Origin of the sequence: Arthrobacter koreensis (assembly GCF_009193255.1) — a bacterium.
In the GTDB taxonomy this organism is placed as follows: domain Bacteria; phylum Actinomycetota; class Actinomycetes; order Actinomycetales; family Micrococcaceae; genus Arthrobacter_B; species Arthrobacter_B koreensis.
Genome location: NZ_WACG01000005.1, coordinates 311784 through 324288, shown reverse-complemented (window position 1 = coordinate 324288; position 12505 = coordinate 311784). Strand labels below are relative to the sequence as shown.

Here is a 12505-nt window from a genome sequence, read left to right as displayed (position 1 = left end):
GGCGCCGGTTGGGGGGGACAATCCGGCGGCTCCCGTCCGGTCTAGGCGGCGGAAGGAACGACGTCGGCGGGCAGTGCCACGATGTCCCCGCCGGAGGCGGTGACCCGCACCGGGTCTCCGGGGCGAAGCGCGGGAAGCGCCGCAGTCTGCGAGTTGCGGTGCACGGAAACCTTCAGCACCGTTCCGGCAGCGTCCACCGTGAGGATCTCGTCCGTTCCGCGGTAGGCCACCGAGGTGACCACAGCAGGAACATCCAGCCCGCCGGCGTCGTGCACCGAGTCCGCGGAGGCGAGGTGCAGATGCTCCGGGCGGATGGTCACCAGGCCGCGGCCGGGCAGCTCCAGGAAGTTCTCGTAGCCCAGGAAGTCGGCGACGAACCGGCTGGCCGGCGCGGTGAAAACCTCGGACGGGGATCCCGTCTGTTCGATTTTGCCGGCGCGCATCACCACCATGGAATCGGACATTTCCAGCGCTTCGTCCTGGTCATGCGTCACCAGCACCACGGTCAGGCCGGTTTCGGCCTGGATGCGGCGGATTTCGGCGCGCATCTGCACGCGCAGCCGGGCATCGAGGTTGGAGAGCGGCTCATCGAGCAGCAGCAGCCGCGGGCGGATGGCGATGGCCCGGGCCAGCGCCACGCGCTGCTGCTGCCCGCCGGAGAGCGCCTTGGGCTTACGGCTGGCCAGGTGCCCCAGCCCCACCATGTCCAGGCACTCGGTGATGCGGGCCTTCCGCTCGGCGGCCGGGACCTTGCGCAGCTTCAGCCCGTAGCCCACGTTGTCCGCGATGCTCAGGTGCGGGAAGAGGGCGTAGGACTGGAAAACCATGCCCAGGTTCCGCTTCTCCGGCGGCAGCCGCGTGGCATCGGAGCCGCCGATGATGATCTGCCCCGCGGTGGGCTGCAGGTACCCGGCAAGCATCCGCAGGCTGGTGGTCTTGCCGCAGCCGCTGGGGCCCAGGAGGGTGGTGAGCTTGCCTTCCTCGATCTGGAGGTTGATGGAGTCCACGGCCAGGGAGGAGCCGTAGTTCTGGCTCACGTTCACGAATTCTGCTGCGGGCGTGCTCACGAGTTGATACCTCCGAAGATTTTGGCGAAGCCCACGGTCCGCTCGGCAAGAATGGCGATGACGACTGTTCCGGCCATGATCAGCGTGGACATGGCCGCGATCATGGGGTCGTAGGACTGCTGGACGTAATCCAGCATGGTGATGGGGAAGGTACTGAAGTCCCGGCTCTGCAGCAGCAGGGACAGCGGCACGTTGTTGAACGAGGTGATGAAGCTCAGCAGCGCCGCGGAGATCAGGCCCGGACGCATCAGCGGCAGCGTCACGGTGCGGAAGGTGTGCAGCGGCGTCGCACCCAGCCCGCGGGCCGCGTCTTCGATGCTCAGGTCGCTGAGCACCAGGGTGGAACCGGTGACCCGGACGGTGTACGGCATGAGGATCACCACGTGGCCCAGCAGCAGGACCCAGAAGGTGTCCGCACGCAGCGCGATCACCAGCTGCTGGTACAGCGCCAGCCCGATCACCAGCTCCGGCACGATCAGCGGGGAGGCGAAGAACGTCTGGACCGCGCCCTTCGCCGCGAACCGGCTGCGCGCAATGGCCAGGGCCGCCGGCACGCCGAGCAGCAGGGCCAGCACGGTGGCAACCACGGCCAGCAGCAGCGAAGAGACAAGCGAGTCCATGAACGGGGCGTAGGAGAGCGCCTTTTCGAACCACTGCAGGGAGAAGCCCGACGGCGGAAAGGCCAGGGAGCGTCCGGCGGTAAAGGAGGTCAGGACTACGAACAGGATCGGCACGATCATCACGAGGTAGCCGACCACCGCAAGGCTGAGCAGGACTGGACGGGTTCTCATTCGACCCTCCCCTTACGTGATCCGAGGGCGGAGGACAGGCCGGAGACCGCGAAGACCAGCACGGTCATGACCAGGGCCGTGGCCGAGGCCGCTTCCCAGTTCACGGTCACGGAGGAATAGGTGAACAGCTGGGTGGAAAGCACCCGCTGTCCGGTGCCGCCGAGCAGGTACGGGGTGGTGTAGGCGGTGGCCGCGCCGGCAAAGACCAGCGTGGCGGACACGACGACGCCGGGCAGGGACAGCGGCACCACCACGCTCCACAGCGTGCGGGTGCGGGACGCGCCCAGGCCGCGGGCGGCGTCGTCGAGGTTCTTGTCCACCTGCGCGATTGCCGAATAGCAGGTGATGATCGCCAGCGGCAGGAACAGCTGCAGCATGCCCAGGATGACCGCCAGCGGCGTGTAAAGCAGCTGCGGTCCGCGCTCGCTGAGGCCCAGCCAGACGATCAGCTGGCCAACGGCACCGTTGCTGCCCAGGATCACCAGCCAGCCGAACGTGCGCACCACGTTGCTCAGCAGCAGCGGGAAGATGGCCAGGGCCAGCCAGACCCCGGCGAAGCGGGAGGTGGACCGGGCCAGCAGGAACGCGATGGGGAAGCCAAGGACAATGCAGAGCGCCGTAACCGTGAGACCGAAGAACAGCGTGCGTCCAATGATGGCCAGGTCATAGGGGTCGCCAAGCATCTGCCAGAGACGGGCGAAAACTTCACCCGGGCCGGTGCCGGGCGGACTGAAGAGCATTACCAGCGCGGGGATGGCGAATCCCAGCACCAGAACTATGGCCCCCGGTGCAAGCAGGAGCTTGGGTCTGCGCAGCATAAGGCGATATCCCCGAATTCGAATGGAGTGATGAAACCGGTTGTGGAACCGATTGCACCCTAGCCTAGTAGGATCGTGTTTCAGCATTGTTACCGGACTTCACAAGCTGTCGTGTTCCCACGTCACGGCTATGATTGCGGCCTAGAAGAGGGGGGAACTGATGGCAACACTGGACGACGTCGCCGTGCTGGCCGGCGTGTCGAAGGCGACCGCTTCCCGTGCCCTCGCCCGGCCGGAACTGGTAGCCCGGGACACCATTGAGCGGGTCCGTGCCGCCGCAGACTCCCTTGGCTTCCAGCCGAGCCGCATTGCCCGGGCCCTGGCCCGCGGCCGCACCGGACTGTTGGCGCTGGTGGTGCCCAGCCTGCAGAACACCTTCTTCGCCCCGATCATCGAAGGCGCCCAGGCAGCTGCTGAGGAATCCGGCAACCACCTGACCATCGCCGTCAGCAACCTGGCCTCGCCAGCGGGCAACGCCGGCCTGGAACGCCTGGCCAGCCAGGTGGACGGACTGATCCTCAACGCGTCACAGGCCTGCCCCGAGGTGGTCCGCCACGCCGAGTCCCTGGCGCCGACCGTACTGATCGAGCGCGAACTTTCCGGTATCCCCTCGGTGCTGGCGGACACCCCGGCTGCTTTCGGCGAACTCGCCGCGGAGTTCGCGGCCCGGGGACACACCCGGATTGCATACATGGGCGGACCGGATGGTTCCTGGCTGGACAGCATGCGCGCCCAGGCGGTGCAGGATGCCCTGGCAGGCAAGGCTGAGCTGACGCTCCTTGGCCCGCTGCCTCCGCTGGCCGAGAGCGGCATCCGCCTGGCTGAGGACGTGCTGGCCGCCCGCGCCACCGCCGTCCTGGTCTATGCCGCACCGATCGCCCTGGGACTCATGTATGCCCTGCAGCTGCGCGGCATCAGGGTGCCGCAGGACCTCGTGGTGAGCGGGGACGCCCGGATCGCCCGTGCACTGGGTTCCTCCGGTGTGCCCTCGGTGGACGTGGATGGGACCCAGGTGGGGCGGCAGGCGGTTGAGCTGCTGCTGCGGCGGCTCGAACTGCGTGCCCTGGAAGTGCGCGGCCTCCCGGTGTCCGCGCAGGCAGGCCCGGAACAGCGCCGGCTCGCGGTGCCGGTGCACTGGTCCTAGCGGCGGGGTAAATCCATCCGGCAGCTAATTAGGACATCTTTCTGTCACCAAATTTCCCACCAGCCGCAAACGTCGCTTAGGGTTACCTTGGTTAGCCTGCCCTAAGCACGTATCCGGAGCGTCGCAGGAAGGCTTCCGCCGGCCCAACCGGGACCGGCCCGCACCTGCATCAAAGGAAACGACTCTTGCGCTCCTCCAAACTCGCTGCGCTCTCAGCCGCCGCCCTGCTCACCGCATCCCTCGCCGCCTGCGCCTCCACTCCGGCGGAAAGCCAGGCCGCACCCGAAGGCGACTGGGAAACCGTCACCATCGAACACGCCCTCGGCACCACCGTCATTGACGAGAAGCCCGAGCGCGTCGCCACCGTCAACTGGGCCAACCAGGAAGTACCGCTGGCCCTGGGCATTGTGCCCGTGGGCATGGCCGCCGCGAACTTCGGCGACGACGACGGCGACGGCATCCTCCCGTGGGTCGAGGAAAAGCTCGAGGAACTCGGCGGCGAAACACCGGTGCTCTTCGACGAGAACGACGGCATCGACTTCGAAGCCGTCGCCGACACCCAGCCGGACGTCATCCTGGCCGCCTACTCCGGCCTGACCCAGGAGGACTACGACACCCTGAGCGAAATCGCCCCCGTGGTCGCCTACCCGGAAACCGCCTGGGGCACCTCCTGGCGCGAAATGATCGAGTACAACTCCACCGCTCTGGGCCTCGCCGAGGAAGGCGAGCAGCTGGTCGCTGACCTGGAACAGGAAATGACCGACGCCGCCGCCAAGTTCCCGTCCCTGGCCGGCAAGTCCGCCATGTTCATGACCCACGTGGACACCACGGACCTCAGCGAAGTCAGCTTCTACACCACGCACGACCCGCGCACCCTCTTCTTCGAAGACCTGGGCATGAGCGTGGCAGACAGCATCGCCAAGGCCTCCGCCGAAACCGAGAAGTTCTCCCTTACCCAGAGCGCCGAGCAGGCCGATGCCTTCAGCGACGTGGACATCATCGTCACCTACGGCGGCGAAGAACTGATCACCGCCCTCGAGTCGGATCCGCTGCTCTCCCAGATCCCCGCCGTTGCCAACGGCGCGATTGTCACCCTGCCCGGCGACAACCCGCTGGGCACCGCAGCCAACCCCACCCCGCTGGCCATCAGCTGGGTCCTGGACGATTACCTGACGGTGCTCGCAGAAGCAGCAGACGCCGCCAAGTGACACCCCCGTCCCGCTCAGCCGCCCCGGCCGCTGCACCCGCACCCGGAAAGGATTCCCCGGAGTCCCTCACCTCCGGGCCTGCGGCGCGGCGCCCGGGGCGGCTGCGCGCCCTCTGGCTCGCCGCCGCCGTCGTAATCCTGGGGCTGCTGATGCTGGCCTCCGTGACGGTGGGGGCGCGCGACGTCGAGTGGGCGGACATTCTTGCCGCACTGGGCGGCTCGGCGGACGGCTTCAGCGAAGCCGCCGTGGCCAAGCGGATTCCGCGCACGCTGCTGGCCGTGCTGGCCGGTGCCGCGCTGGGCGTGGCCGGAGCGGTGATGCAGGGCGTCACCCGCAACCCGCTGGCGGACCCGGGCATCCTGGGCGTGAACATGGGCGCCTCCCTCGCCGTGGTGGTGGGCATGGCGTTCTTCGGCCTGACCGCGGCCAACAGCTTCGTCTGGGCCGCGATCCTCGGCGCCGGCATCACCGCGCTGTTTGTCTACGCCGTGGGCTCGCTGGGCCGCGGCGGCGCCACCCCGCTGAAACTCGCGCTGGCGGGCACCGCGATCTCCGCGGCCCTGGCCTCCTTCATCTCCGCCGTGGTGCTCCCGCGGAATGACCTCGCCGGGGGAGTGCGGTCCTGGCAGATTGGCGGCGTGGGCGGCGGATCCTTCGACGCAATCGGGCAGGTGCTGCCCTTCCTCGCCGTCGGATTCCTGGTCTGCCTGGTCACGGCCCGCTCGCTGAACTCCCTGGCCCTCGGTGACGAACTGGCCGCCGGCCTGGGCGAACGCGTGGCGCTGGCCCGCGGCACCGCCGCCCTGGGAGCCGTGCTGCTCTGCGGCGCGTCCACCGCCGTCACCGGACCGATTGCCTTCGTTGGCCTCATGGTGCCGCACGCCTGCCGGCTGCTCACCGGGGTGGACCACCGCTGGCTGCTGCCCTTCTCCGCCGTCGCCGGAGCGGCGCTCGTCACGGCCGCGGATGTGCTGGGCCGGGTCGTCGCCCGCCCGGCGGAGATCGACGTCGGCATCATCACCGCGCTCATCGGCGCCCCCTTCTTCATCTGGATTGTCCGCCGGCAGAAAGTCCGAGCCCTGTGAACGTTCCCTCCTCTCCAGCCGCGGACACAGCCCCTGATCTGGAAACAGGCAGCAGTACGACCATCGCCGCCGTCGTGCGCGGACGCCGTAACCGCGGCGTCCGCCTGCGCACCGTCGTCACGGTCCTGGCCCTCCTGATCCTGGCGGTCTTCGCGCTCAGCGTGATGGCCGGCCGTACCTTCTATCCGCTCGGAGACGTACTGCGCGTGGTCTTCGGTGAGGACGTGCCCGGCGCCTCCTTCGCCGTCGGCCGCCTGCGCCTGCCCCGCGCAGCACTGGCCGTGCTTGCCGGGGCCAGCTTCGGCCTGGCCGGCGTCGCCTTCCAGACCATGCTGCGCAACCCGCTGGCCAGCCCGGACATCATTGGCATCAGCTCCGGCGCCGGGGCGGGTGCGGCCTTCGCGATCGTGGGGCTGGGCCTGGGCGGCGCCTCGGTGTCTCTGTTCGCGATCACCGCGGGGCTTGCCGTCGCGCTGGTGGTGTATGCCCTGTCCTATAAAGCGGGCGTGGCGGATACCCGGCTGATCCTGGTGGGCATCGGCATCGCCGCGATGCTCGAATCCGTCACCGCGTACATCCTGAACCAGGCGCCCGACTGGGAACTGCAGGAAGCCATGCGCTGGCTCACCGGCAGCCTCAACGGCGCCTCCTGGAACCAGGCCCTGCCCGTCCTTGCAGCCCTGCTCATCTGCGGTCCGGTGCTGCTCAGCCAGGCCCGCAACCTCGGCGCCACCCGGCTGGGCGATGACACAGCCTCCGCCCTGGGCGTGCGCGTGGGCCGCACCCGGCTGGTCATCATTGTTGCCGCGGTGCTGCTGATCTCCTTCGCGACGGCGGCCACCGGACCCATCGCGTTCGTCGCCTTCCTCGCCGGGCCGATCGCCGCCCGGCTGGTGGGCCCCGGCCCGTCGCTGCTGGTCCCCGCCGCCCTGGTGGGAGCACTGCTGGTGCTCGTGGCCGACTTCTGCGGCCAGTACGCCTTCGGCACGCGCTTCCCGGTGGGAGTGGTGACCGGCGTGCTCGGCGCCCCCTACCTCGTTTACCTCATTGTCCGCGTCAACCGCGCAGGAGCCTCACTGTGACCGCTGCCCACACCCTCGCCGTCGAAGGCCTCACTCTCGGCTACGGAGACCGCACGGTAATCGAGTCCCTGGACCTGCTGGTGCCGCCCGGGCAGGTCACCGCTGTCATCGGCGCCAACGCCTGCGGCAAGTCCACGCTGCTGCGCTCCATGTCCCGGCTGCTCGCCCCGAAAAAGGGGCACGTACTGCTGGACGGCAAAGAGGTGCACCGGATGCCGCCCAAGCAGCTGGCCCGCACCCTGGGCCTGCTGCCGCAGTCCCCGGTGGCGCCGGAAGGCATCACGGTTGCGGACCTGGTGGGCCGCGGACGGCACCCGCACCAGCGGCTGCTGGCCCGGTGGAACGCGGACGACGACGCCGCCGTCGCCGCCGCGCTGGACGCCACCGAAACGGCGGGGCTGGCCGAGCGCTCCGTGGACGAGCTCTCCGGCGGACAGCGCCAGCGCGTCTGGATCGCCATGGCCCTGGCCCAGCAGACGGACCTGCTGCTGCTCGATGAACCCACCACATTCCTGGACGTCAGCCACCAGGTGGAAGTCCTGGACCTGCTCACCGACCTGAACCGCAGCCGCGGCACCACGATTGTCATGGTGCTCCACGACCTCAACCTGGCCGGCCGCTACGCGGACCACCTGGTGGCCATGGCGGATGGGAAAATCCTCGCCGCCGGCACACCCGCCGACGTGCTCACCGAAGACACAGTGCGCGCGGTCTACGGGCTGGAAAACCGGGTCATCACCGACCCGGCCTCCGGAAAGCCGCTGGTCCTGCCGCTGGGCCGGCACCACGTCCTTGCCTGAACCGGTCTCACCGGGAAGCGGCACTGCCGTAACGGATGCAGGACGGACGGCGCCAATCGCCTAGCCTGAGCGCATGGCTAAACCAGTGCTGACCATCCTCACCGGCAACCGCGAAGTCACGGGACTCGACACCCTGCGGGAGCTCGCCGACGTGCGGCTGGCCGCCGACGCCGATGAGCTGGCCGCCGCACTGCCTGGCACGGAGATTGTGTACCTGTGGAACTACTTTGCGGACGGGCTCCAGCAGGGCTGGGAGAGCGCCGATGCCCTGAACTGGGTGCACCTGCCCGCCGCCGGTGTGGACCGGCTCCTGTTCCCCGAACTCGCCGCCTCCAACGTCACCGTCACGAACGCCCGCGGCATTTTCGACGCCGCCATGGCTGAGTATGCCCTGGCCGGGATCCTGTACTTCGCCAAGAACTTCCCGCAGGCGCGCCTGAACCAGGCGGAGCGCCGCTGGCAGCACTTCGGCACCTCCAACCTGGCCGGGACCCGGGCGCTGGTCGCCGGAACCGGAAGCATTGGACGGACGACCGCCCGCCTGCTGCGCGCCGTCGGCATTGAAGCGGACGGGCTGGGACGCACCGTGCGCGACGGCGATGCGGACTTTGGTGCAGTGCACGCCAGCGCGGACTTCGCCGCTGTGGCCGGGAACTATGACTGGGTTGTGCTCGTCGCGCCGCTGACCGAGGACACCCGCGGCATGCTCAACGCCGACGTCCTGGCCGCCATGAAATCCTCCGCCGTCCTGGTGAACATGGGCCGCGGTGAGCTGGTGGTGCAGTGCGCCCTGGAGGGGATGCTGCGGGACGGCCGCATCCGCGGGGCTGTGCTGGACGTCACCAGCCCCGAGCCGCTGCCCCAGTCCAGCCCGCTGTGGGGGCTGGAGAATGTGCTCATCACTCCGCACCTGTCCGGGGACTCCCGTTCGCACCTGCCGGCAATGGCTGCGCAGTTCGAAGCGAACCTGCGGGCGTACCTGGCGGGGGAGCCGCTGGAGAACGTCGTGGACAAGCAGCTGGGATTCGTGGCCGCCCCCGCGGGACGGTAACCCGGCCACCGCCGGGACGGAACGCGTCCCCCGTAGAATCGACGGATGGCAGAAACCCAGCAGGCCTCAGCCGGCCAGTCCGCGCAGCTGTCCTTCCGGCTGGCGCGCATCGTCACCGAAACCACGGCCCCTGCCGTGCTGGTGGGAATCCTCCTGCTGCTGCAGCCGCTGCTCAGCCCGGACGTGACCTGGCTGCAGGTCATCACGGCGGCTGTCTTTACCGTGGGCCTGCCGTTCTGCCTCGTTCTCTGGCTCAAGGGCCGCGGATCCGTCACCGACCACCACGTGGGGGTGCGCTCGCAGCGTGCCCCGATCCTGGCGGCGTCGGCGGTGTCCCTGGGCGTGGGAGCGCTTGTCCTGCTCCTGCTGGAGGCCCCGGCCGGCCTCTTCGGTGAGATTGGCGGCGTCTTCATTGGGCTGATGATCTGCATGGCAGCGAACCTGGCGTGGAAACTCTCGGTTCATTCCGCCGTCGCGGCCTACGTGGGCCTGGCCCTGCTGGCACCCGTCCCGGTGTTCGGGCCCGCGCTGGTACTGATGCTGGCCTCGGCAACCGGCTGGTCCCGGATCAAGCTCGGCGACCACACTCCCACCCAGGTGCTCGCCGGTCATCTGGCCGGCTGTGTTGCCTTCGCCGCCGCCCTGCTGCTGCCCTGACCTTGCCCCCGCCGCTTTCCCGACACCTTCTCCGACACCTTCGCCGACACCGGGGCATCGGCGTCGGGCTCCTGATGTGGGATAAAGTCGCAGGGTCCGTGCCGGTCATTCGGGGCACGGCTGCAGGTGTGGGACAAGGACGGGGAATTCATGGCACTGCGTTTTACCAAGTCAGCGGGCAGTGCACGGGAACGCGCGGCTTCCAGGGCCGTAGTGGAGGCGCTGAATCTGGCCGAGCACGTCAGCTTCGAGGACCTGCTGGCCGCCGTGTCCACAGCCCACGGCAAACCCATTGAACTGCACGATATAGACCACGGAATCATTCCCGCTGTCACCGGCCTGTGGATCGAAAAGGAAAAGAAGTCCATCATCCTGCTGCCCGCCGGGGACAACCGCCTTCACCGCACCCATGCAGCGTGCCACGAGTTCGGCCACATCCTGCTGCAGCACCAGAGCTGCGGGGGAGTGGAAACCGCAACCCCGTCCGTCTTCGCGCACGTCGGCAGCCGCCGGGGCATCAAGACCATGCTGGCCCGGTCCCTGGACTGGAACGAGACCGAACGCGCTGCGGAGCACGTGGCCTACCTGCTATCCCTCTCGCTGCTGGGAGACCGCGGCAGTTCCAGCGACTTTGAGCGGACGTTTATATGACGTACCTGCAGGTTGCGCCCGTCCTCGTGCTGTGGGCCGTGGTGGCCATCCGGCTGCTCGGACTGCGGTACGGGTGGAAGGCGGGGGTGCTTCCCGCCGTAAGCGCTGTGGCGGTCGCGGGAACCCTGAACATCGACCCGGTGTACCTGGCTGTTGACCAGGCACTGGGTGGCCGGAACGTGCTGAACCTGGTGATCCACCTGCTGGTGGGTGCCGGCATGACGGACCTGAGCCGCCTGCTGCTGCAGGTCACCGGGCGGGGCCGGCGGGTGAAGGTGCTGCTCGCCGTCGGGCTTGTCCTCGGGGCAGCGCAGATCGTGCTGCTCGCGGTGTCCGACACCCGGGGGTCCGCCGCGAGTTTCACGGATACCTTCGGCAATATCCCCACCATTGCCTGGTACCAGGCCATGTTCTTCGCGTGGTTCGCCATGATCTGCGGGTACACCGCCGTTGAGATGATGCGCCGGAACCGCCGCGGGGAATCCCGGGCGTTCCGGATCGGCTTCGATGTGCTGGGGCTGGGCTGCTTTACCGGCGTGGCGGCCGCAGTCCTTAAAATGATCCAGATAGGCATGGAACTGAACGGCATCACCGATTCCGGCGGACCCCAGGCCGTGGCCTACCAGGTGCTGCTGGCTTTGATGATTATGAGCTTCGCCGTAGGCTTCATCCTTCCTTCCTCGGAACGGATCAAGGCAACCTTCCGGGTCCGCGGCCAGCGCGCGCAGGACATTGCGGCGCTGCGGCCCATCGTTGCCCGGCTGGTGCAGACGCCGCAGGGACGCAGCTCCATTGGAGCCGCGCAGATTTTCCTGGGAGACCGTCCGTCCAAGGACCAGTTGTACCGGTGGTTCATCTTCATTGGCGACGTCCGGGTCCTGGATCCCACGCTGCTCTCCCCGCAGGAAACCACAATTATTGACGAGATAGGCACACGCATTGAGCACAACGGTTCACCGCTCCAGCGCCCGGCTGGCGCTGGCCGCTAGCCTCTCCCGGGTCCTGCCGCCGGCCCTGGTGCTGGCTGTCCTGGTGCTCCTGGCCGGGCTCGAGGCCGGGCTGGGCCTGCTCGGCGCCGGCGTGCTGCTGGCGGCGATCATCGGTGTGCCGGGCCTGCTCTACAAGCTGGCGAAGCGGCCTTTCCAGCGGCGGGGATTTCCAGACCGGCTGCGGATCCAGCTCCTGGCCGGGTTCACGTTCGCCGGCGCCGTCGCCTGTTTCCTGCTGCCGCTGGGATTCCCGGTTCCGCTGACCGTGGCGGCGCTCTTCGTGGGAAACGCCGGCCTGGTGTTCTTCCGCCGCTGGCTCAACGTGTCCGCCCATGTGTCCGTTGTAACCTTCGGCGCGCTGTGGATTATGGCGATATTCGGGGGAGCGTGGGCATGGCTGTTGATATTATCGCCGTTGATGATGTTCAGCAGGGTCTCTCTTCGTGAGCACACGTGGCCGGAGGCTTTTTCGGGCGCCGCACTGGGAACGGCCACTTTCTGCTGTTTCCTCATAGCTATGACATGGAGCTGAACTAAGTGGAGAATCTGGATCTTCCCCCCGAGCGGGCGGCGGGACTGCGGCGCGCGGAAACGCTCGCCCGGAAGATCAACCTGCTCCTGGACGTGATCATGTCCGAATCCGGCAAACCCTACGATTACCCCGCGATCCGCGATGGCGCCCAGAAAGCCGGTTATTACCTGTCCCGGACCCGGTGGTCGCTGCTGAAATCCGGCAAGGAACAGGTGGTGCCGGAGGAGGCCCTGCGAGCCATTGCCGCAGTGTTCGACGTCGATCCCGAGTACCTGCTCCAGGAGGGCGGAAAGCTGCCCGAGCGGGTGGAAGCCGAACTCGAGCTGATCCGCAGCCTGCGCCGGGCCGAGGTCCGCAACTTCGCGGCCCGGGCCCTGGGTCCGGTGGACCCCGAGGCGCTGCGTGCCATCGCCAAGATCCTCGACGAAACCGACTAGAGCCGTTTTTGACCGTCCTGCGGTGCGCTGCTATGGTTTCACTCATGTCTCACACATGTGTGAAACATGAGTGAAACCGAGAATGACGGACGGGGAATGCGCTCACCGAACGGTGAAGCCGCAGGCATTATGTGATTGGGGGATCACGCCTGCAGCCCTGGCTTGGGGCTGAGTCCCGTAAGCCGCGCACCCC

Annotated in this window: 14 protein-coding genes; 11 read left to right on the top strand and 3 right to left on the bottom strand. The window is 68.1% G+C overall.

Translation table 11 applies throughout. The features are described from left to right. Positions 1–41: 41 nt before the first annotated feature. From GD628_RS12205 to GD628_RS12195, 3 genes are read right to left on the bottom strand one after another with little or no spacing between them, the layout of a single operon-like run. A complete protein-coding gene (locus GD628_RS12205) occupies positions 42–1067 on the bottom strand; it encodes an ABC transporter ATP-binding protein (RefSeq protein ID WP_152274883.1) in 1026 nt (341 codons plus the stop codon). Beyond that, complete coding sequence (locus GD628_RS12200) at positions 1064–1858, bottom strand: ABC transporter permease (RefSeq protein WP_091607308.1); 795 nt, start codon at positions 1856–1858, stop codon at positions 1064–1066. The genes GD628_RS12205 and GD628_RS12200 overlap by 4 nt, the downstream gene beginning before the upstream one ends. Continuing rightward, complete coding sequence (locus GD628_RS12195; RefSeq protein WP_152274882.1) at positions 1855–2676, bottom strand: ABC transporter permease; 822 nt, start codon at positions 2674–2676, stop codon at positions 1855–1857. Before GD628_RS12195 ends, GD628_RS12200 begins: the two co-directional genes overlap by 4 nt. Positions 2677–2836: 160 nt before the next feature. On the opposite strand from GD628_RS12195, the gene GD628_RS12190 reads away from it, so the two are divergent. The 11 genes from GD628_RS12190 to GD628_RS16740 all read left to right on the top strand — a co-directional run bounded on the left by GD628_RS12190 (position 2837) and on the right by GD628_RS16740 (position 12312). Further along, a complete protein-coding gene (locus GD628_RS12190; protein ID WP_152274881.1) occupies positions 2837–3820 on the top strand; it encodes a LacI family DNA-binding transcriptional regulator in 984 nt (327 codons plus the stop codon). Between the two features lie 185 nt (positions 3821–4005). Next, the gene (locus GD628_RS12185; RefSeq protein WP_152274880.1) at positions 4006–5028 is read left to right on the top strand and encodes an iron-siderophore ABC transporter substrate-binding protein; all 1023 of its coding nucleotides are present in this window, start codon (positions 4006–4008) and stop codon (positions 5026–5028) included. Further along, positions 5025–6113 (top strand): FecCD family ABC transporter permease, encoded by a 1089-nt coding sequence (locus tag GD628_RS12180; protein ID WP_420837573.1) that lies wholly within the window; start codon positions 5025–5027, stop codon positions 6111–6113. Before GD628_RS12185 ends, GD628_RS12180 begins: the two co-directional genes overlap by 4 nt. Further along, positions 6110–7195 carry a FecCD family ABC transporter permease gene (locus tag GD628_RS12175; protein ID WP_226802518.1) on the top strand — a complete coding sequence of 362 codons (1086 nt, stop codon included), beginning with the start codon at positions 6110–6112 and terminating at the stop codon, positions 7193–7195. The genes GD628_RS12180 and GD628_RS12175 overlap by 4 nt, the downstream gene beginning before the upstream one ends. Beyond that, entirely contained in the window at positions 7192–7995 is an 804-nt protein-coding gene (locus GD628_RS12170; protein ID WP_152274879.1) for an ABC transporter ATP-binding protein, read from the top strand. Before GD628_RS12175 ends, GD628_RS12170 begins: the two co-directional genes overlap by 4 nt. A gap of 73 nt (positions 7996–8068) precedes the next feature. Then, positions 8069–9046, top strand: coding sequence for a D-2-hydroxyacid dehydrogenase (locus GD628_RS12165; RefSeq protein WP_152274878.1), 978 nt, complete (start codon positions 8069–8071; stop codon positions 9044–9046). Between the two features lie 45 nt (positions 9047–9091). After that, a complete protein-coding gene (locus GD628_RS12160; RefSeq protein WP_152274877.1) occupies positions 9092–9703 on the top strand; it encodes a phosphatase PAP2 family protein in 612 nt (203 codons plus the stop codon). A 150-nt stretch (positions 9704–9853) separates the two neighbouring features. Then, positions 9854–10354: a hypothetical protein gene (locus GD628_RS12155; protein WP_152274876.1), complete on the top strand. Its 501-nt coding sequence runs from the start codon at positions 9854–9856 to the stop codon at positions 10352–10354. Further along, positions 10351–11343, top strand: a complete 993-nt coding sequence (locus tag GD628_RS12150) for a hypothetical protein (RefSeq protein ID WP_152274875.1) — start codon at positions 10351–10353, stop codon at positions 11341–11343. Before GD628_RS12155 ends, GD628_RS12150 begins: the two co-directional genes overlap by 4 nt. Then, positions 11294–11875, top strand: coding sequence for a hypothetical protein (locus GD628_RS12145; protein WP_091607284.1), 582 nt, complete (start codon positions 11294–11296; stop codon positions 11873–11875). The genes GD628_RS12150 and GD628_RS12145 overlap by 50 nt, the downstream gene beginning before the upstream one ends. 5 nt (positions 11876–11880) lie before the next feature. Then, positions 11881–12312: a hypothetical protein gene (locus GD628_RS16740; RefSeq protein ID WP_226802517.1), complete on the top strand. Its 432-nt coding sequence runs from the start codon at positions 11881–11883 to the stop codon at positions 12310–12312. The last annotated feature ends 193 nt before the right edge of the window (positions 12313–12505 follow it).